Raw genomic sequence first — 18990 nt, forward strand, 5'->3', positions numbered from 1 at the left:
CGATGACGTGGCGCAACGATGCGGGGCTCGCGGGCAAGAGTGTCGTGGTGACGGGCGCGGCCGGCGGGATTGGCAGGTCGGTGACACGGGCCTTCGCCGAGGCCGGCGCCCACGTCGTGGCCGTCGACCTGCCGGGCTCCCCCGTCGCCGAGGTCGCGGCATCCCTTCCGGGCGGGCCGCACCTCGCCCTCGAGGCGAACCTGCTCGACCTGTCGAGCCACGCCGCCATCTTCGAGCGCGCCAACGAGCTCGCTCCCTTCGCCGCGCTCGCGCACCTCGCGGCCGTGCTGCGCCGTGCGGTCACCGTCGACGACGTGACCGAGGAGGACTGGGACCTCCAGCTCGACGTGAACCTCAAAGTCACGTTCTTCCTGGACCGCAGCGCGAACGCGGCCCTCCGCGCCGCCGGCACCCCCGGCGCGATCGTCAACTTCACCTCCCAGGGCTGGTGGACGGGCGGCTTCGGCGGCTCGGTGGTCTACAACGCCAGCAAGGGCGGCGTCACGACCCTGACCAAGGGCCTCGCCCGCTCGTTCGCGGCCAACGGCGTGCGGGTGAACGCCGTGGCGCCCGGCGGCGTCGACACGCCCATGATGAACGAGGGCATGACGCCCGAGGCGATGGCCTCGTTCCTCTCCATGGTGCCGCTCGGGCGCCTCGCCCAGACCGACGAGCTCGCGGGCGCCGTCGTCTTCCTCGCCTCTGATGCCGCGTCGTTCGTCACCGGCACGGTGATGAACGTCTCCGGCGGCCAGCTCATGTACTGAGCAGCACCACCCACTACCAAGGAGCAGACATGCAGTTGGACGGATTCACGGATCGGGTCGCGATCGTCACAGGCGGCGCCGGCGGCATCGGCAGGAAGGTCGCCGAGCGCTTCCTCGCCCTCGGGGCGCGGGTCGCGGTCACCGACGCGCGGGAGTCTGACGTGCCCGACTGCCTCAACGTGCAGATGGACGTGACGGACGAGGCGGATGTCCGCGCCGGGGTCGCCCGGATCGCCGCCGAGCTCGGCACCCCCGCCATCCTGGTGCAGGCCGCGGGCATCTTCCGCGTCGAGCCGTTCGAGGAGACTACGGCCGCGAGCTGGAACCTCAGTATCGCGGTCAACCTCACGGGCGCGTTCCACGTGGCTCAGGCGGTCCTCCCCCACATGCGCGAGGCCGGCTACGGCCGCCTCGTCGCGCTCGGCTCGAGCGCGGGCATCACCGGCGGCAGCAAGTCGACGGCCGCCTACGGCGCCTCGAAGGCCGGGGTCATGGCGCTCACCAAGGCGATCGCTACGGAGTACGCGCCGTACGGCATCACCTCCAACGCGCTGGCCCCGAGCCTCATCGAGACGGACATGGTCGCGAACATCGCCGAGCTGATCACCCGGGTGCCCGTCGGCCGCCTCGGCCAGCCCGGCGAGGTGGCCGATCTCGTCGCCTTCCTGTGCTCGGAGCACGCCGGCTTCATCACCGGGGCGGTGGTCGATATCAACGGCGGATTCCTCATCCACTAGCCCTCCGCGGGCCCGGGAATCTTGACATCCTCGACTATCGCGGCACTACAATAGAAACGTTTCCAGAAACGTAACTAGGAGTTGGCAATGACGCTCAATCAGCAGGCAGTACCGGTGCTCCCCGACCTGACGATCGTGAAGATCGAGACTGTCGCAGTTCGCGTTCCGCTGGACAGGGTCTACAAGGGAAGCCACTACCGGATGACCCACCGCTCGACGATCATCACGAGGGTCCACACCGCGAGCGGCATCATCGGCGAGGCGTACGCGGGCGACGAGGATGCGGGCCTCGAGGAGATCGACGGCATCATCCACCTGGAGATCGAGCCCGTGCTCATCGGGGAGGACGCCTTCGCCACCGAGCGCTGCTGGGAGCTCGCCCGCCCAGCGACCTGGAACATCCTGCGCGACCGCCGGCTCGGCCTCGTGGCCACCGCGTGCGTCGACCTGGCGATCTGGGACGCCGTGGGCAAGGCGCTGTCGATGCCGCTGTACAAGCTCTGGGGCGGCTACCGCAACAAGGTGCCCGTGATCACCATCGGCGGGTACTACGCCGAGGACGCGAACATCACCGCGGAGGTCAACGGCCTCGTCGAGGCGGGCTTCGCGGGGATGAAGTTCAAGATCGGCGGGCTCACCCCTGAGGAGGACGCGGTCCGCTTCCGTGAGGCCCGCAAGGCCGCCGGCGACTCTTTCAAGCTCGCGGTCGACGCCAACCAGGGCTGGACCCCGGCGGAGGCCATCCGCTTCTGCAAGCTCGTCGAGGACCTCGACCTCATGTGGTTCGAGGAGCCCGCGATCTGGCAGAACGACCGCAGGGCGATGCGCGACGTCAGGCTCTCCGCCGGCGTGGCCGTGTGCGCCGGCCAGAGCGAGTTCTCGGCGGCCGGATGCCGCGACCTCATGGAGACCGGCTCCGTCGACTACCTCAACTTCGACTCGTCGTGGTCGGGCGGACCGACCGAGTGGCGCAGGGCGGCGGCGATCGCGAGCGTCTACGACGTGAAGATGGCCCACCACGAGGAGCCGCAGGCGTCGTCGCACCTTCTCGCGTCGATCCCGCACGGCACCTACCTCGAGTACTTCCACCCGCAGCGCGACCCGATCTGGCATAACGTGATCGCGAACCGGCCCGAGCTGAAGGACGGGCACATCACCCTCCCGACGGGCCCCGGCCTCGGCTGGGAGCTCGACCTCGACTACGTCGCCAAGTACACAGTCGAGTTCACCCACGACACGACCGCAGCACACTGATCCGACCGCGAGGAAAGGAAGCCACAATGACGAGGCATCCCATTATCGATACGCATGTCCACTTCTGGAACATGGCGACCCCCGACGAGGGCATGAAGTGGGTGTGGCTGGAGAAGGAGTTCGTCCACCCCATTCTCGGCGACATCGACGGCATGAAGTCGGTCAAGTACGACATCGACCACGTGTTCGCCGAGTCGCGCTTCGCCGACGTGAGCGGCTTCGTGCACGTCCAGGCCGCCCTCGGCTCGGACGACCCGGTGGCGGAGACGCGCTGGCTGACCCGGATGCGCGAGACCGCCCCCGTGCCGTTCACCATCGTCGCCCACGCCGACCTCGGTAGCGCCGACGCCCTGCGCCAGCTCGACGGCCACGCCGAGTCCCCGTACTTCGTGGGGGTGCGCGACTTCGCGTCGGAGCCGATGCTCGCCTCCGGCGAGATCAACCCGGTGTACGAGGCATCCCTGAAGGTCCTCGCCGAGCGGTCGATCGCCTTCGACCTCGACTGCGAGTGGTTCAACATGGCCGCGGCCCTCGAGCTGGCGCGGCGTCATCCGGACCTGCAGATCGTGCTGGAGCACATCGGCTTCCCCCGCAGCCGCGACGACGCGTACTTCGACTCGTGGAACGCGGCGATCCGCGGGCTGGCAGAGGCAGAGAACGTCACCTGCAAGATCTCCGGGCTCGGGATGACCGACCCGCAGTTCACGAAGGAGTCGCTGCGGCGCTGGGTCGACGGCTGTGTGGAGGCGTTCGGCGCCGGCCGCTGCGTGCTCGGCTCGAACTGGCCGGTCGACCGGCTGTACTCGAGCTACGACGTGATCATGGACCTGTACCGCGAGTACATCTCCGCGCTCAGCGACTCGGAGCAGGCGAAGATCCTGTCGGAGAACGCGGCGCGCATCTTCAAGCTGTGACCGGGAGCGGGGTCGTCCGGACCGTCCTCGGGGACGTTCCGGCGTCCTCCCTGGGCATGACGCTCATCCACGAGCACCTGCACATGGACTGCAGCACGCTCGCGGCCGCCCACGGCTACGTTCCGGACCCGGACCCGGGCGAGTTCGATCTCGCCGCGGCCGCCGAGTGCCGGTGGAACCCCGGCGCCCACCCCGACAACTACCGGTTCACGCAGCACGACCCGGTGCTCGACGACCTCCTCGACTACCGCGAGCTCGGCGGCGGCGCGATAGTCGACGCCACGCCCTTCGACCTCGACCGCGACCCCGAGGCCCTCGTGCGGCTGTCCCGCGAGAGCGGCCTGCACGTGGTGATGGGCACGGGGTACTACTTGGAGGCGACGCACCGCGCGTTCCTGCCTGCCGGCGCGGAGGAGAGCGCGACTTACGATGCGATAGTCGCCGACCACGAGGACGGCAGCGGGGGCATCCGCCCGGGCATGATCGGCGAGATCGGTACATCGGACCCGCCGACCGAGGGCGAGCTGCGGGTAGTGCGGGGCGCGGCCCGCGCCGCGGTCGACACAGGCCTGCCGCTGTCGATCCACCTGCACCCCTGGGGCGACAACGCCGACCGCGTGCTCTCGGTGGTCGCGGAGACAGGCCTGCCGATCGAGACGGTGCTGCTCAACCACATGAGCACGGCAGTCGGCGAGCACGACCGGCTGCGCACCCTCCTGGGAACCGGCGTGCAGCTCTCATTCGACCTCTTCGGGTTCGACCACTCGCTGCTGGGCCCCGGCCGGTGGCCGCCGAGCGACGACGAGGGCGTGGCCACGATCGCGGCGCTGCAGGCCGAGGGGTTCGGCGCGCAGGTGATGATGTCGCAGGACGTCGGGGTCCGCACGCGGCTGCGCCAGTACGGCGGCTGGGGCTACGGGCACATGCTCCGCCACCTCGTGCCGCTGCTCGGCGCCCACGGGGTCTCGAGCGCGGGCATCCGGCAGCTGTTCGTGGAGAACCCTGCCGCGTTCCTCGCCCTGCGCTAGAACATCACCAGGCCGCCGGTGAAGTTGACGGCCTGGCCGGTCATGTACGCGGAGTCGTCGGAGACGAGGAAGTGCACGAGGCCGGCGCACTCCTCGGCCGTCGAGGCGCGGCCGAGCGGCACGCTGCGGGTGCGCTCCACGGAGAGCTGCTCCACCGTGATCCCGCGCGCGGCGGCTGCCTTGGCGAGCACCTGGTCCTGCATCGGGGTGTCGACGATGCCGGGGCAGACGGCGTTGACCCGCACGTTGCTCTTGCCGAACTCGTAGGCGAACGACCGGGTGATGCTGAGCACGGCAGCCTTCGACGAGGCGTACGCCGCGGCCTCGGTGGTGGAGGCGAGCTTGGCCGAGCTCGAGCTCAGGTTGACGATCGCGCCGCCGCTGGGCATCGTGCGCCCGATCTGCGAGGTCAGATCCCAGACCGCGTCGACGTTCACCGCGTAGATCTCGTGGAGGTCGCGCACCGTCAGCTCGAGGATCGGCTTGAGCCGGATGATCCCCGCGGAGTTGACGAGGGCGGTCACCCCGCGGCCTGCCTCGATGACACTCGTGCGGGCCTCCTCGTCGGAGAGGTCGGCGGCGAGCACGCGCATCCCGGCGGCTTCGAGCGGGGCGAGCCCGGTGAGGTCGCGGTCGACGGCGAGCACGTCGTACCCCTCGCGCTGCAGTCGCACGGCGCTGGCGTAGCCGATGCCGCTCGCTGCGCCGGTGACGAGGGCTGTTCTCTGGGATGTCATCACTCCTGCTTCCGTTGGAATAGTTCGACGGCGTAGCCGTCCGGGTCGAGCATGTAGATGCTGGTGGCGCCCTCGTTCGGGCCGCTGGTAATAGCGACGACTCCGTCGGAGCGGGGAGTGCCGCCGCGCTCGCGCAGCCGCTCGGTCATCCCCGCGACGTCGTCGACGTAGAGGCAGAGGTGGCCCGCGCCGTAGTCATTGGGGCGGGACCGGGCGGAGAGCCTCTCGATCCCCTGGTACTCGAGCAGCTCGACGACGCCGCCGCCCGGGATCGACAGGTAGACGGCGCGGATCGCGCTGAAGTCGAGCCGGAGCACCTCCCGCAGGTAGTCGGCGTCGAGCAGCCGGTCGAACTGCTGCTCGAGGCCGAGGCCGTCGCGGTAGAACTCCAGCGACCTGTCCATGTCGCGCACGGTGATGCCCGCGTGGAAGAAGCCGGTGACCTGCGCCATGGCGGGCTCCATTCGTCGTCGAAGGGATTGGAATCGTTTCCAACAATATCGTCGACCACGCGCGGCCGTCAAGCGCGCGCGGCTAGAGAACGCGCGCGAACGCCTCGCCGATGCCCTCCGCCCGGCCCCGCGCGAGAGCCGCGAAACGGGCGGCGATGAGCGCGTAGCCCTCGGCGGCGGGGTGCAGGCCGTCCCAGAGCAGCCCCTCGTCCCCCGGCCCGAACAGCCGCAGGCCGTCACCCAGGTACAGGTCGGGGTCGCGCCGGTTCGCCACCGCGGCGGCGACCAGCTCCCTGGTGCGGGAGAGAGTCAGCGTGCCGTCCCCCGGCGCCGTCTCGCGCGGCGTGCCGTAGTACTTGCCGTCGGCGCGCTTGACGGTGGGCCCGGGGATCGTCTCGATGGCGGGCGAGGCGATCGACGTGATGACCACGATCGGTGCCCCGGGATGCCCCTCCCGCACGAGATCGAGGAATCCGTGCAGCGCCGGCGTGAACGCGCGGTCCCGCATCGAGTCCCGGTTGATGACGTTCACCCCGAGCTTCAGCGTGACGATGTCCGCCGGGACGGCGGCGATCGTGCGCGCCACGAAGGGGTCGAGCTGCGCGTTGCCGGCGATCGCGAGGTTCGTGAGCTCGAGGCCGAGCTCGGCGGCCGCGAGCTGCGGCCAGGTCTCCAGGGGCGTCGGCGCCTCGAGACTGTGGCTGATCGAGCTGCCGTGGTGCACCCAGCGCCTGAGTGGCGACGGCGGCGCCGCCAGCAGGTCCGCGTCGGCCTCCACCTCGTGGATCACCACGGCGGCGCTGTGCGGGAACCACACGACGACCTCGCGCGGGCCGGCGGCGGCGCCCAGATCGAGGTCCACCGAGACCGCCGGGCCCGGTTCATCCCGTCGCGACCTGTCGGCGAGGGTGAGGATGCGCGGCCCCTCCGTGACCACCGCGGTATCGACAGGCCGCCCGCCGACCGCCGCCACGAAGGCCGCTACGAAGAGCGGCTCCTCCCCCGGCGACGGGGCCATCCGCGTCACGGTCGCGGTGATCCGCAGCCGGGAGGCCGAGGTCAGGGCGACGAGCCGCACCCCGAGGGTGTGCGCCGCCCACAGGTCGATCCACTCGTCGGCCTGCTGCGCGCGCGTCCACGCGGGCAGCCGCAGAGGGGCGATGCCGCCCGGCACGGACTCGACCTCGGTGGTGCCCCGCAGCAGCGGCGCGACCCGGTCGAGCGGGATCGCGATCATTCCGCGGGAGGGAGGGAGGTCTCCCGCACCTCGTACGAGGTCGGGAGGGTCACGGAGCGGGGCTCGGCGCCCTTGATCATCTCGAGAGCGAGCCCCGCGGCCTGCCGGCCCATCTCCTCGGCATCGCGGGTGACGACGCTGATCCGCGGCCGCATCACGCGCAGCCACGGGAGGTCGTCGCAGACGACGAGCGAGAGGTCGGACCCCAGGCGCATCCCGAGCTCGGAGAGCGCCTCGAGCACACCGATCGTGGTCACCACGCCGCCGGCGATGATCGCGGTCGGGCGCTCGCCCTTCGGCAGCGCGAGCAGCCGCTCGGTGGTCTCGCGGGCGAAGGTCGACGAGAACGCGCCGGACGCCAGGAGGTTCTCGTCGACGGGGACCCCCGCCGCGTCGAGGGCCTCGGTGTAGCCGCGCATGCGCTCTCGGGTGGGCCGGATCGCGGAGCTTCCGGTGATCATCGCGATACGCCGGTGGCCCAGGCGGATGAGGTCGTCCGTCGCCGCGCGCACCCCCACCGCGTGGTCGAGGAGGATGCTCGCGACCTTCATCTTCCGCGGGTCGCGGTCGATGAGCACGATCGGCCGGTTGAACGACGACACCGCCTTGCTCGTGCGCGTCGAGGCCTCGCTGATGGACGACACGAGCAGGGCATCCACCCGGCGTTGTCGCAGCAGGGAGAGCCTGTCGACCTCGCGAACCGGGTCGCCGCTCGAGTTGGTCACCAGCAGGGTGTACCCGGCATCGTTGAGCGCCTCCTCGACGCCGTGGATGATCTCCCCGAAGAAAGGGTTGGCGAAGTCGCGCACCACGAAGCCGACAGTGCGGGTGAACCCGCTGCGCAGGCTCTGCGCGCCGGGGTCCGGCGAGTAGCCGAGCTCGGCCGCCGCGCTCAGGACTTTGGCCTTCATCCCCGGACTCACATCCGGGTGCGAGCTGAGAGCGCGCGAGACCGACGAGACCGCGACCCCGGCGAGGTTCGCGACGTCGTGGATCGTTACCGATCGCGTTTCTTCCGTTGCCATAGCCCTGACTTCTCCTCGGCCGTTCGAACCCGAACGTGGTTCACCCTCAAGAATGGCCTAATCGAGGTGCCATACCTCGGTGAAACTCAGCTGGTCGCCGCGATCGCTCGCCTGATTCACGATGAGGTCCTTGAACCACTCGGACCATTTGCCGTTGTACTCCGACTCCGCGACCTTGGCGAAGGCCGTAGCCGCGTCGGGGTGGGCCTCGACGTAGCCGATGATCTGAGTGCCCCGGCGGAACAGGCTGTAGTTCTTCAGGCCGGAGGCCTCGATGACGCTCACCAGCTCCGGCCAGATCTCGTCGTGGCGCCGCTTGTACTCCTCCGCGGCACCCTCGTAGAGATCGAAAGTAAAGCAGACCCGCTCCATTGCGCACCCTCTCATCCCGGCCCTCGGCCACGTCATTGCAGAACAGTATGCTCCACGGCCCGCTATTTTCGGAATCAATTCCAGTTGGCCGGTGCATATAGCGTTGAAACCCTCGGAGCTTGCTAACGATTGCCGTGATGCTCTTGACAATGCAAACGCCCAGGCGCTTATATTCTTGAATACTGGAAAGGGTTCCAGAATCAGTTCAGAGAGGAACGATTCATGCGCGCTATACGGAATAGTGGGGGACTCGGTGTGCTCGTCGCCGCGGTCGCCATCACCGTGCTGGGATTGACTGGCTGTACTACGGGAAGCACTGGCGGGACCGACGGAGGCGAAGCAGCAGGCGATGGCGCCGGCCTCAAGATCGGGTACATCTCGCTCGGCGACTCCGTGCCGTTCGTCAAGCTGGTGTCGGACAACATCAAGAAGGAGGCTGAGGCGTCTGGCGCCCAGTTCCTCTTCTGCGACTCGCAGCTCGACGCCGCCAAGGCTCTGGCCTGCGCCCAGAACTTCAAGACGCAGGGAGTCGACGGCATCATCAACTTCCAGGTCGACGAGAAGGCGGCGGAGTCCATCTGCGCGGCCGGACCGGACGTGCCGGTGGTGGCAGTCGACATCCACCAGCGCCCCTGCGAGAAGGTGTTCGTCGGCGCCGACAACAAGACCGCCGGCCAGATCGCCGGCGAGGCACTCGGCAACTACTTCAAGGACAAGTTCAACTGCGAGTACGACGCGTTCGTCTCGATGGAGCAGCCCGCAGCAGGCCAGGTGAACCTCGACCGCACGGGCGGGGCCATCGAGGGCTTCGAGTCGGTCTGCGGCGCCATCCCGGCTGACAAGAAGCGCAGTGTGGACGGCGGCGGCACCATTGACGGCGGCCTCACCTCGTTCGGCGACACGCTCACCGCCCTCACCGGTGCATCCCGCATCGCCGTGGTCAGCCTCAACGACGACATGCTGCTCGGCTCGTTCGCCGCGGCTGACGCGCAGGGGCGCACCGAGCAGGTGTTCGGCGTGGCACAGGGCGCTGACCCCAGCGCCTTCGACGACATCCAGAACAACCCGAACTGGATCGGCGACACGGCGTACTTCCCGGAGCGCTACGGCGAGCTGGCAGTGCCGTCCATCATCGCCCTGATCAAGGGCGAGTCCGTACCGGAGAACGTCTTCACGAAGCACGTGTTCATCAACGCGGACAACTTCGCCGAGTACTACGGATAACTCCGGATGTCGCAGCTGACCCTGGCATTGCGCGACATCAGCAAGTCGTTCGGCGGTGTCGAGGTTCTCCACCAGGTGAACCTCGACGCCGTCGGCGGCGAAGTCCTCGCCCTCCTGGGCGAGAACGGCGCCGGTAAATCGACTCTGGTGAAAATACTCGCGGGAGACTACATCCCCGACGGCGGCGACGTCGTCGTGGACGGGGTGCCCGCACCCGGCCTCAACCCCCGCACCGCCCGCAAACTCGGTATCCGGATGATCCACCAGGAGTTCCAGGATGCCGGCGCGCTGACGGTCGCGGAGAACATCAGCCTCGGCCGCTGGCCCACAGCGGGCGGGATGATCTCGTGGCGGCGCCTCCGGCGCCGCGCGGACGACGTCCTCGGGCAGATGGGGGTCGACATCGATCCCGGCGCCCTGGTGAGCTCCCTCAGGGTCGGAGAGCGCCAGGTCGTCGAGATCGCGAGGGCGCTCGCCGACGACGCGAAGCTCCTCATCCTCGACGAGCCGACAGCCGCGCTGTCGCAGCAGGAGGTCGACCGGCTCTTCGAGTGGGTCCGCCGACTGCGCGAGCGCGGCGTCTGCATCGTCTACATCACCCACCGCCTCGACGAGGTGTTCGAGCTCGCCGACCGCGTGCAGGTACTGCGCAACGGCGATGTCGCCCTCACCGCGGCCACCTCCGAGGTCACCCGCCGCCAGCTCGTCGAGGCCATGGTGGGCCGCGACATCGGCGAGGTGTCGCGACCGGTCGGCGCGGGCGCGGGCTCCGACGGCGAGCCCATGATCACCATCGAGGACCTGCACGTGGACGACCAGGTGGACGGCCTATCGCTGACCGTGCGCAAGGGCGAGGTGGTCTGCCTCTACGGCAAGCTCGGCAGCGGTACGACGCAGGTCGCCGAGGTCTGCTTCGGCATCAGGAAGCCCACGGGCGGAACCCTCGACATCGCGGGCACCACGGGCTTCCCCTCTGCACCGACGGCGGCCATCCGGCGCGGGGTGGGGTACCTCCCGCCCGACCGCAAGCGCGAGGGCGCCTTCATGAGCCGGTCGGTGGTCGAGAACCTGGCCGCCGCGTCGTGGGGCAGGCTCGCGATCGGCAAGCTGATCGTCACCGCCGGCATGGAGCGGTCGGCCTACGCGCGCTGGTCGTCGAAGCTCGGCATCAAGTCGGCGGATCCGGCCAACCAGCAGATCTCGCAGCTCTCCGGCGGCAACCAGCAGAAGGTGATGCTCGCGCGCTGGCTCGAGCGCACCTCGAACCCGCTCGTGCTCGTCGAGCCCACTCGCGGCGTCGACGTGGGAGCGCGCCAGGAGATCTACGCGGCGATCCGCGACCTCGCCGCCGAGGGGCAGGCAGTGCTCGTGGTCACGTCCGACTACGAGGAGGCCGTGCAGCTCTCCGACCGGGTAGTCGTGATGCAGCGCGGCCAGCAAGTAGCAGAATTCGACGGTAGCAACGTCACCGCCCAGAACTTGACAATTGCAGCAGGAGGCTGACGTGACAGTTCCACTCAACACCGCAATCGAGCCGGTCCAGGACCGCAAGCCGACACGGAGCCGGCGCCGGATCCCCGACACCGCCGTGCTCGCGGCAGTGCTGCTCGCGCTGGCGATCTTCTTCGCCACGCAGTCGCCGTTCTACCTGACGCCGAACAACCTGCTCAACATCCTGGTGAGCGCGTCGGTGATCGGCATCATCGCGGCGCCCGGCACCCTGCTGCTCGTCGCCGGCCAGTTCGACCTGTCCGTCGGCTCCGGCGCAGCGTTCATCGGCGTCGTGATGGCCTGGGCGACCGCGCAGTGGGGCGTGCCGACCGGCGTGCTGCTCGCGATCGTGGCCGGCCTGCTGATCGGCATCGTCAACGGTTTCGCCGTGACCGTGCTCGGCATCAACGCCCTCATCACCACCCTCGCCATGCTCGCGATCCTGCGCGGCCTGGGGCAGGTGCTCGCGGGCGGCCAGACGCTGCTGCTGCCCGGGTTCAACGACCTCGGCAACGCGAGGCCGTTCCTCAACATCCCCGTGCCCGTGCTGGTGTTCGCGGCCGTGGTCATCGTCACCGCGCTGGTGATGAAGTTCACGGTGTTCGGCCGCTCGATGTACGCGATCGGCGCCAACCCGGTGGCGGCGCGGCTCGCCGGCATCCGCACGCAGACGGCGATCTTCGGCGGGTTCCTGCTCTCGGGCGCGGCCGTGGTGATCGGCGGGCTCATCCTCGTCTCCCAGCTCGGCGCCGCCTCCCCCAACGCTGCGTCCGGCCTGGAGCTCTCGGTGGTCACCGCCGTGATCCTCGGCGGCGCGAGCCTCGCGGGCGGGCGCGGCACGATCGTCGGGACCCTGCTCGGCGTGCTGATCCTCGGCACGCTCAACAACGGCCTGACCCTCATGAACATCAACTCGTTCTGGCAGGACGTCGCGCGCGGCGTGCTGCTGCTGGCGGCTGTCGGATTCGACCAGCTGCGCCTGCGCCTCACCGGCGACAAGTAGGAAGGACCCCACCATGAGCATCCGAGTCGGAGTTATCGGCGCGGGCAGCTGGACCGTCGCATCCCACCTGCCCAACCTGGCCAAGCACGCGGACGTCGAGTTCGTCGGCGTCTCGCGCAAGGGGCCCGAGCTGCTGAAGAAGATCCAGGACGAGTACGGCTTCGCCGTGGCATCCGAGGACTACCGCGACGTGCTCGCCGAGGGAGTCGACGCCGTGGTCGTCGCGAGCCCCTCCGGCCTGCACTTCGAGCACGCCCTCGCCGCGCTCGAATCGGGCGCCCATGTCATGTGCGAGAAGCCCGTCACGATCGACCCGGAGAGCGCCTGGAGGCTCGCCCGGCGGGCCGACGAGCTCGGAAAGGCGTTCGTGGTGTCGTTCGGCTGGAACTACAAGCCGATGGTGCAGAAGGCCAAGGCGATGATGGATGCCGGCGGCATCGGCACCCTCGAGCACATGACCGTGCACATGTCGTCGGCGACGCGCGAACTGCTCTCCAACACCGGCTCGTACCCGGGGGCAGCCCCCGAGGCCGTGCCCGAGCAGCGGACCTGGACCGACCCGCGCCTCTCCGGCGGCGGCTACGGCCAGGCCCAGCTCACCCACGCGCTCGGGCTCGCTTTCTGGCTCACCGGCGCACGGGCATCCGGCGGGTTCGCCACGATGGCGTCGCCCCTGGGTGCCCCCGTCGAACTCCACGACGCGATCGTCTTCAACTACGACGGCGGCGGGGTCGGCGTGCTCTCGGGCGGGTCCGCGCACCTGGGAGTCAACGGCAACAAGCACGCGCTCGAGGTGCGCGCGATCGGCAGCGAGGGGCAGCTCCTCGTTGATGTCGAGCGCGAGGCCGTGTGGCTGTTCCGCGACGGGTCGGAGACCAAGGTCGAGCTGGCCGACGGCGACGGCGCCTACGACTGCATCGGGCCGATCGACACCGTGCTCCAGGCCGCCCGAGGCGAGGCGTACGTCAACCAGTCCCCCGCCGAGCTCGGCGCCCGCGTGGTCGAGGCGCTGGACATCGCCTACCGCAGCGCGGCTTCCGGGCAGTTCGAGCGCCGCGCAGGATAGGACTATGACCGCGCGACAGCTCCGCTCGCACCTCTACGTTCCCGCCGACCGGCCCGAGATGCTCGCGAGGGCCGAGGGTCGCGGAGCAGACGCGATCATCATCGACCTCGAGGACGCCGTGGCGCCCTCCAGGAAGGACGCGGCCCTCGAGGGGGCCGTCGCCTTCACGGCAACCGAGCCGGGAGCGGGCGAGCGCTGGGTACGGGTCAACGGCGGCGCCCGTGGGCTCGACGAGATCGCGGCGCTCGTGCCGCACGGCATCGACGGCGTCTGGCTGCCCAAGGCCGAGCCCGGGGAGTGGTTCGACGCGGCAGTCGCGGCCTGTCGTGCGGGAGGCGCCCGGGTCGGCGTCCTCGTCGAGAGCGCGCGCGGTCTGGTCGGGATGCCGCAGCTCTCGCCCGTGCCCGCCGACTCCCTCGCCCAGCTCGGCGAGGTCGACCTCCGCGCCGACCTGCGCATCCGGGACTCCTCCGAAGAGGCGATGGTGCCCTATCGGGCACGGATCGTGATGGAGACCGCGATCCGCGGGCTCGCGCCCGCCGTGGGACCGGTGGACGCCGACTACTCGGACCTCGCGGCGTTCCGCGCCTCGACGGTGCTGCTGCGCGACCGCGGGTTCGGCTCCCGGGCGTGCATCCACCCCGCCCAGGTCGCGGTGGTCAACGAGGTGTTCACGCCGGGCGAGGCGGAGCTCGACGAGGCCCGTCGCGTTCTGGCCGCACTCGAGGAGAGCACCGCGGCGGGACACGGCGCCTTCACTGTCGACGGGACAATGGGCGACGCCGCCACGGTGCGGTGGGCCCGGCTGCTGCTGGAGACGCACGGATGACCGCCGCACCGCCCTACGCCGAAGACCTCCTGCCCGGCATCGCGCTCGACCCGGCCCCCGACATCACCGTCGACGAGGGGATCGCCGCGCAGTACCTTGCGATCAGCGGCGACCAGTTGAGGCCGGCCCTCAGCGCCCCCCTGTCGCGCGGGCTCACCGGCCGGGCCGAGCGACTCGCCAACCCCTGCCTGGTGATCGCGCTCTCGATCGGGCAGTCGACAGTCGCCACCGGCCGGGTCATCGCGAACCTGCGGTACGACAACCTGACTCTCGACCGCCAGGTGCACGTGGGCGAGACCCTGCGCACCGTGGTCACCCCGCTCGTGGCCGCCTGGACCAGCTCCGGCACCGCCCGGGCGAAAGTCCTGCTCGACATGCGCGTGACCACATCCGACGACGAGCCGGTGGCGCGCTACCAGCGCCTCGCCCTGCTGCCCGTCGGCGATCCCGGCCGGATGACCGCCGGCACCCTCCCGGCGACGGCTGCGCCACGGCCGCTGGGCGACTACTGGCAGTACGTGCCGCGCGAGTGGGCGAATCCGGCAGGCCACGCCTCCCGGGCGCTCGCGGTCGGCGAGCCGTGGGCCGACCCGCTCGCCGACACCGCGTCGTCGGCGCGCGAGCTCGTGCGGCTCACCCAGAACCGCGCCGCGGCGCACCGGGACGCCAGGGCCGGCAGTGGCGGGGCGCGGCTCGTGTTCGGCGGCCACACCGTCGCTCTCGCCCAGGCCTCGCTGTCGCGGCTGACCCCCGACCTGCTCACAGTGCTCGCCTGGCGCAGCTGCGACCACCTGGCACCGGTCTACGAGGACGACCTGCTGACGTTCGAGACCACGGTGGTCGCTGTGGAGGCCGACGAGCGGTTCCGCATCGCCGACGCCACGGTGCGCGCCACGGCGCACCGGCCAGGGGCCGACCCGGTGGTCGTGCTCGAGTGGCGCCCCGTCCTGCTGCTGACCGGGGGCGCCCTGTGACGAATCCCGTGACCCTGCTCGCCGGCATCCGGGTCGTCTCGCTGGAGCAGTACATCGGCGCGCCGTACTGCACGTCGATCCTCGCCGACGCGGGTGCCGAGGTCATCAAGATCGAGCTTCCGGGTGTCGGCGACCCCCGTCGCTCGTACGACCCGCGGCGCACCGACGCCAACGGCACCCTGAGCGGCGGGTTCGCGTCCTACAACAGGGGCAAGAAGTCGGTGGAGCTCGACCTCACCACCCCGGAGGGGCGCACGCGCCTCGACGAGCTGCTCGGCGGCGCGGACGTGCTGGTGTCCAACCTGCGGCCCGGGTCGCTCGCGAAGTACGGGCTGGGGCGGGAGGAGGCATCCGCGCGCTTCCCCGCTCTCGTGGTCTGCGAGATCTCCGGCTTCGGCCAGACCGGGCCGTACGCGGCGTGGCCCGCATTCGACTCGGTCATCCAGGCCATGAGCGGCCTCAGCAGCCTTCTGGGCGCCACGGCCGACTCGCCCCCCGGCCTCGCCCCGATGGCGACCATGGACATCCTGGGCGGCGTCTACGCGGCAGTGGGCATCCTGGCAGCGCTCGTCGCCCGCCAGAGCACCGGCCGCGGCACGCACGTCGACGCCTCGATGTACGACATCGGCGCCGCATTCCTGGAGCGGCCGCTCACGCTGCACGAGTTCACCGGCGAGGTGCCGACCCGCGGGGCGGACCGGTTCAGCCCGGTCGGCAGCTTCCGCGCCGGGGACGGCGGCTGGGTCTCGATGGTCATCCCCACCGACGAGATGTGGCGCAGGTGCTGTGCGGCGATCGGGCGGGAGGACCTCGTCGCCTCCCCCGAGCTCGACTCGGTGCTCAAGCGCGCCGAGCGGATGCACGATCTCGTGATCCCGGCGCTCGAGGCCTGGGCGGCCCCCCTCAGCAGGTCGGAGGCCGCGCGGCTGCTGCGCGAGGCCGGGCAGCCCGCGGGCGTGGTGCAGACCATCGCGGACGTGCGGCAGGACCCGCACCTCGAGGAGCGCGGGCTCTTCCAGCCCGTCGACGACCCGCGCGCGCTCCACGAGGACGGCACCCGGTTCCGCCTCCCCCGCCTCCCGCTGCTCTTCGACGGCGTGGGCGCCGTGCCCGGGCCCATCCCGGCGCTGGGCGAGAACACCGCAGACGACTTCGAACGACAGGACAAGCCATGACCGCGCGCCGCGTCGGGATCATCCACCCGTACTGGGACTTCTGGGAGTCCGCCGTCGAGGGCGACTTCGCCGCCGACCGGCGCACCCTCGGCGAGGTCGGGGCCGCGACCATCGAGGCGGGCGGGGCCAGCATCGCCTGGCAGGCGACTGTGCAGCCGGGCGACGACATCGCCGCCCTCGTGGCCTCGCTCGACCGGGAGGTCGACGCGCTCGTGGTGGTCTCGACCATGGCGGCCTCCCCGGGCGCGGTGCTGGAGCTGCTCGCCGCTCTCGATAGGACGCCGCTCGTGATCTGGGCCGCCCATCTGGGGCTCGCGGTCGACGAGAACCTGAGCCACACCGGTATCACCCTGCGCGGCGGCACCGTCGGCAGCCCCATGATCGGCGCCGCCCTGACACGGCAGGGCCGCCCCTTCGACCTGGTCGCCGGCGAGATCACGGATTCCGCGGCGATCGGCGACGCCGTGCGCCGAGCCTGCGCCGCCGGGGCGGTGCGCCGCGCCCGGCTGGGCGTCGTCGGGTCCACGATCCCCGGCTACGAGTGGGCCCGCGTGCCCGACGAGCGCCTCGCGCGCATCGGCATCGAGGTCGTGGCGAGCACTCCCGACGAGCTCGCCGGGCGCATCCGCGCGGTGACGCCGGAGGAGGTGGGTGCTGCCCGGGCCCGCCTCGAGGGATTCAGCGTCGACGCCGACGTGGAGCCCGCCGCCCTCGACACCGCGCTGCGCTACTCGGTGGCCCTCGACTCGCTCGTCGACGACGGCAGGCTCTCCGCCGGCACGCTCAACTGCCATGTCGCGCAACTGCGGCTCGACCCGCAGCTCGGCTCGGCCCCGTGCTTCGCCCTGGGCCGCTCGACCTCGTCGGGCGTGCCCTGGACCTGCACGGGCGACGTCGCCACCTCCCTCGCGATGCTGCTCGTGGCCTCACTCGGGGCTCCGACGCTCTACCACGAGATCGAGGCGCTCGACGAGGTCTCCCACGAGGCGATCCTCGCCAACTCGGGCGAGCACGACGCGCGCTTCACCGCCTCGACCGAGCGGCGCATCATCAACAACCCGTGGTTCCCGCGCGAGCGTGCCACGGCATCAGCGCTGTTCTCCCTCGCCGCCGGCCCCGCGAGCCTCGTCGGAGTCGCCTCCGGGCCGGACGGCGCGCTCACCGTCGTGGTGGCGGAGGGACGGTTCACGGAGCGCACAGCCCCCGACTCCGGCACGGTCAACGCGGCGTTCGAGTTCGGGTCGGGGCCGATCGCGGAGGCGTGGCAGCGCTGGGGCTCCGCGGGCGTCGGACACCACTCCTGCGCCACCGACCGCCACGTCGCCGACGATCTCCGGGCGGTCTGCAACCACCTCGGGATCGGGTTCGCGCAGGTCTAGGCGGCACTCCCGGCGGCGCCCTGGATCGCGTCGATGTACTCCTTGATCGCGGGCATCGCGACGAGCTTCTCCCGGTAGAACGTGTTGATGAGGTTGACGACCTGGCCCTGCGCGGCCTCGACCTCGGCGGTGCGCTGCTCCCCCGTGGACTGCCCCTCCAGGGTCTGGCGCAGCTGGATGAGCGCCTTCACGATCGCGGACTCCTCCACGCCGTCGAGCGCGTCGACCACCTCCAGGATGAGCGCGTCGGCCTGGGCCTGCACGGCCTCGATCGGGATCGCCGACCCCGGCTCGGTCGCGTTCTCGAGCGTGACGATGAGCGACCACACCTGGTACAGGATCGTGGTCGGCTCGTCGAACAGCTCCCGCACGAACGCGGCGTCCAGGTGCCGCCCGCTCAGCCGGAACACGTTGTACATCCGCTTGGCGGCCTTGCCGTAGTTCAGGTGGTCGGTGAGGTACTTGCGCACCTCGTCCTCGAGCCGGTCGACATACTCGTCGAGCGCGTCATCCGACACGTACTTGGCGACCTTGGCGAACACCGGCACCGCGCCCGCGTCGAGGTAGACCTCCTGGAAGAACGCGTCGAGGTAGCCGTCCAGCGAGACGATGTCGCCGCCCGGCGCCTCCCACGTCACGTCGATGACATTGCTCGCGTTCGACAGCTGCCTGCGCCCCTCGTCGGTGACCACCCAGTCGAGCTTGCACCAGCCGGGATCGAGTGCCACCTCGTCCCAGCGGAGGACGATCGGCCCGTCGGCGGCCTCGGCGCGGATCTCCCCCGCCTCGATGTCGGCGATCTTCCACGTGATGGGGCTGCCCTTGCGCCGCTCCACGCCGCCCTGCGAGCAGTCGGCCGGCCACGACCCGAGCTTGGCCTCCAGGAACTGGTATGTCGCACCGCGGGCGGTCGCCAGTACGTGGTCGCGGAGCAGGGTGGCAAGGATGCCGCAGGCCTGCTCCCGCGTCGGCGCGACGATGTTCAGCCGCTGGAAGAAGTCGCAGTCGCCCGGGAAGCTCTGGATCTTCGACTGTGCCGCCGACCCGGAGAGGGCCAGCGCGCTCTCCGCGACGCCCGCGGGCCCGGTCACCCCCACGATCCTCCCGATCCGGCGGAACCGCTCGAGGTCACGCGGGCTGAAGTCGAGCATCGAGATGCGGTGGCCGAAGGTGCCGCTCGAGGTGTCCACGACGACGTCGCCGCCCCCGTCGCCGGAGGCCGCGATCGCCGCGAGCCACTGGACGGTGCTCTCCTCGTCGAGCTCGATCCCGAGCCGGCGGGCCGACTCGACTATGGACTGGACATCGGCGGTGGCGTCGGGCATC

At 70.6% G+C, this 18990-nt stretch carries 19 protein-coding genes; 13 read left to right on the forward strand and 6 right to left on the reverse strand.

Annotated elements, in window-relative coordinates; translation table 11 throughout:
* Positions 1–2: 2 nt before the first annotated feature.
* The 5 genes from AC1RTC_RS05860 (at position 3) to AC1RTC_RS05880 (ending at position 4700) form a co-directional block, all read left to right on the forward strand.
* On the forward strand, positions 3–767 hold the full coding sequence (locus tag AC1RTC_RS05860) for an SDR family NAD(P)-dependent oxidoreductase (protein WP_493154537.1): 765 nt from the start codon (positions 3–5) through the stop codon (positions 765–767).
* A gap of 29 nt (positions 768–796) precedes the next feature.
* Positions 797–1504: an SDR family NAD(P)-dependent oxidoreductase gene (locus AC1RTC_RS05865; RefSeq protein ID WP_493154538.1), complete on the forward strand. Its 708-nt coding sequence runs from the start codon at positions 797–799 to the stop codon at positions 1502–1504.
* A gap of 87 nt (positions 1505–1591) precedes the next feature.
* On the forward strand, positions 1592–2758 hold the full coding sequence (locus AC1RTC_RS05870) for a mandelate racemase/muconate lactonizing enzyme family protein (RefSeq protein WP_493154539.1): 1167 nt from the start codon (positions 1592–1594) through the stop codon (positions 2756–2758).
* Positions 2759–2784: 26 nt separating this feature from the next.
* On the forward strand, positions 2785–3672 hold the full coding sequence (locus tag AC1RTC_RS05875) for an amidohydrolase family protein (protein ID WP_493154540.1): 888 nt from the start codon (positions 2785–2787) through the stop codon (positions 3670–3672).
* The gene (locus AC1RTC_RS05880; protein WP_493154541.1) at positions 3669–4700 is read left to right on the forward strand and encodes a phosphotriesterase family protein; all 1032 of its coding nucleotides are present in this window, start codon (positions 3669–3671) and stop codon (positions 4698–4700) included. Before AC1RTC_RS05875 ends, AC1RTC_RS05880 begins: the two co-directional genes overlap by 4 nt.
* Here the strand turns inward: AC1RTC_RS05880 and AC1RTC_RS05885 are convergent.
* From AC1RTC_RS05885 to AC1RTC_RS05905, 5 genes are all read right to left on the reverse strand, one after another.
* Positions 4697–5437 (reverse strand): SDR family NAD(P)-dependent oxidoreductase, encoded by a 741-nt coding sequence (locus AC1RTC_RS05885; RefSeq protein WP_493154542.1) that lies wholly within the window; start codon positions 5435–5437, stop codon positions 4697–4699. The genes AC1RTC_RS05880 and AC1RTC_RS05885 overlap by 4 nt on opposite strands.
* A complete protein-coding gene (locus AC1RTC_RS05890; protein ID WP_493154543.1) occupies positions 5437–5889 on the reverse strand; it encodes a VOC family protein in 453 nt (150 codons plus the stop codon). The genes AC1RTC_RS05885 and AC1RTC_RS05890 overlap by 1 nt, the downstream gene beginning before the upstream one ends.
* Positions 5890–5971: 82 nt before the next feature.
* On the reverse strand, positions 5972–7126 hold the full coding sequence (locus tag AC1RTC_RS05895) for a GDSL-type esterase/lipase family protein (RefSeq protein WP_493154544.1): 1155 nt from the start codon (positions 7124–7126) through the stop codon (positions 5972–5974).
* Positions 7123–8151, reverse strand: a complete 1029-nt coding sequence (locus tag AC1RTC_RS05900) for a LacI family DNA-binding transcriptional regulator (protein ID WP_493154545.1) — start codon at positions 8149–8151, stop codon at positions 7123–7125. Before AC1RTC_RS05900 ends, AC1RTC_RS05895 begins: the two co-directional genes overlap by 4 nt.
* 57 nt (positions 8152–8208) lie before the next feature.
* The gene (locus AC1RTC_RS05905) at positions 8209–8523 is read right to left on the reverse strand and encodes an L-rhamnose mutarotase (protein WP_493154546.1); all 315 of its coding nucleotides are present in this window, start codon (positions 8521–8523) and stop codon (positions 8209–8211) included.
* A 222-nt stretch (positions 8524–8745) separates the two neighbouring features.
* Between AC1RTC_RS05905 and AC1RTC_RS05910 the strand changes: the two genes are divergently transcribed.
* The 8 genes from AC1RTC_RS05910 to AC1RTC_RS05945 are packed head-to-tail and all read left to right on the forward strand — an operon-like array spanning position 8746 to position 17664.
* Complete coding sequence (locus AC1RTC_RS05910) at positions 8746–9747, forward strand: sugar ABC transporter substrate-binding protein (RefSeq protein ID WP_493154547.1); 1002 nt, start codon at positions 8746–8748, stop codon at positions 9745–9747.
* 6 nt (positions 9748–9753) lie between these two features.
* Entirely contained in the window at positions 9754–11250 is a 1497-nt protein-coding gene (locus AC1RTC_RS05915; RefSeq protein ID WP_493154548.1) for a sugar ABC transporter ATP-binding protein, read from the forward strand.
* Position 11251: 1 nt separating this feature from the next.
* Entirely contained in the window at positions 11252–12241 is a 990-nt protein-coding gene (locus tag AC1RTC_RS05920; protein ID WP_493154549.1) for an ABC transporter permease, read from the forward strand.
* Between the two features lie 13 nt (positions 12242–12254).
* Entirely contained in the window at positions 12255–13307 is a 1053-nt protein-coding gene (locus tag AC1RTC_RS05925; RefSeq protein ID WP_493154550.1) for a Gfo/Idh/MocA family protein, read from the forward strand.
* A 4-nt stretch (positions 13308–13311) separates the two neighbouring features.
* A complete protein-coding gene (locus tag AC1RTC_RS05930; RefSeq protein WP_493154551.1) occupies positions 13312–14136 on the forward strand; it encodes an HpcH/HpaI aldolase/citrate lyase family protein in 825 nt (274 codons plus the stop codon).
* Complete coding sequence (locus AC1RTC_RS05935) at positions 14133–15110, forward strand: hotdog family protein (protein WP_493154552.1); 978 nt, start codon at positions 14133–14135, stop codon at positions 15108–15110. The genes AC1RTC_RS05930 and AC1RTC_RS05935 overlap by 4 nt, the downstream gene beginning before the upstream one ends.
* Positions 15107–16285 (forward strand): CaiB/BaiF CoA transferase family protein, encoded by a 1179-nt coding sequence (locus tag AC1RTC_RS05940; protein ID WP_493154553.1) that lies wholly within the window; start codon positions 15107–15109, stop codon positions 16283–16285. Before AC1RTC_RS05935 ends, AC1RTC_RS05940 begins: the two co-directional genes overlap by 4 nt.
* A complete protein-coding gene (locus AC1RTC_RS05945; RefSeq protein WP_493154554.1) occupies positions 16282–17664 on the forward strand; it encodes a hypothetical protein in 1383 nt (460 codons plus the stop codon). The genes AC1RTC_RS05940 and AC1RTC_RS05945 overlap by 4 nt, the downstream gene beginning before the upstream one ends.
* Here AC1RTC_RS05945 and AC1RTC_RS05950 read toward each other — a convergent pair.
* Complete coding sequence (locus AC1RTC_RS05950; RefSeq protein ID WP_493154555.1) at positions 17661–18989, reverse strand: hypothetical protein; 1329 nt, start codon at positions 18987–18989, stop codon at positions 17661–17663. The two genes, AC1RTC_RS05945 and AC1RTC_RS05950, sit on opposite strands and share 4 nt — an antisense overlap.
* Between the last annotated feature and the right edge of the window lies 1 nt (position 18990).

It is taken from the genome of Rhodoglobus sp. GW821-FHT12B09 (assembly GCF_058809925.1).

Excerpts from the sequence above, each read along its gene's own strand:
- AC1RTC_RS05870 (WP_493154539.1), top strand. The coding sequence starts at position 1,592 with ATGACGCTCAATCAGCAGGCAGTACCGGTGCTCCCCGACCTGACGATC.
- AC1RTC_RS05900 (WP_493154545.1), bottom strand. The coding sequence starts at position 8,151 with ATGGCAACGGAAGAAACGCGATCGGTAACGATCCACGACGTCGCGAAC.
- AC1RTC_RS05930 (WP_493154551.1), top strand. The coding sequence starts at position 13,312 with ATGACCGCGCGACAGCTCCGCTCGCACCTCTACGTTCCCGCCGACCGG.
- AC1RTC_RS05910 (WP_493154547.1), top strand. The coding sequence starts at position 8,746 with ATGCGCGCTATACGGAATAGTGGGGGACTCGGTGTGCTCGTCGCCGCG.
- AC1RTC_RS05905 (WP_493154546.1), bottom strand. The coding sequence starts at position 8,523 with ATGGAGCGGGTCTGCTTTACTTTCGATCTCTACGAGGGTGCCGCGGAG.
- AC1RTC_RS05885 (WP_493154542.1), bottom strand. The coding sequence starts at position 5,437 with ATGACATCCCAGAGAACAGCCCTCGTCACCGGCGCAGCGAGCGGCATC.
- AC1RTC_RS05935 (WP_493154552.1), top strand. The coding sequence starts at position 14,133 with ATGACCGCCGCACCGCCCTACGCCGAAGACCTCCTGCCCGGCATCGCG.
- AC1RTC_RS05895 (WP_493154544.1), bottom strand. The coding sequence starts at position 7,126 with ATGATCGCGATCCCGCTCGACCGGGTCGCGCCGCTGCTGCGGGGCACC.
- AC1RTC_RS05950 (WP_493154555.1), bottom strand. The coding sequence starts at position 18,989 with ATGCCCGACGCCACCGCCGATGTCCAGTCCATAGTCGAGTCGGCCCGC.
- AC1RTC_RS05945 (WP_493154554.1), top strand. The coding sequence starts at position 16,282 with ATGACCGCGCGCCGCGTCGGGATCATCCACCCGTACTGGGACTTCTGG.
- AC1RTC_RS05890 (WP_493154543.1), bottom strand. The coding sequence starts at position 5,889 with ATGGCGCAGGTCACCGGCTTCTTCCACGCGGGCATCACCGTGCGCGAC.
- AC1RTC_RS05915 (WP_493154548.1), top strand. The coding sequence starts at position 9,754 with ATGTCGCAGCTGACCCTGGCATTGCGCGACATCAGCAAGTCGTTCGGC.
- AC1RTC_RS05925 (WP_493154550.1), top strand. The coding sequence starts at position 12,255 with ATGAGCATCCGAGTCGGAGTTATCGGCGCGGGCAGCTGGACCGTCGCA.
- AC1RTC_RS05865 (WP_493154538.1), top strand. The coding sequence starts at position 797 with ATGCAGTTGGACGGATTCACGGATCGGGTCGCGATCGTCACAGGCGGC.
- AC1RTC_RS05860 (WP_493154537.1), top strand. The coding sequence starts at position 3 with ATGACGTGGCGCAACGATGCGGGGCTCGCGGGCAAGAGTGTCGTGGTG.
- AC1RTC_RS05875 (WP_493154540.1), top strand. The coding sequence starts at position 2,785 with ATGACGAGGCATCCCATTATCGATACGCATGTCCACTTCTGGAACATG.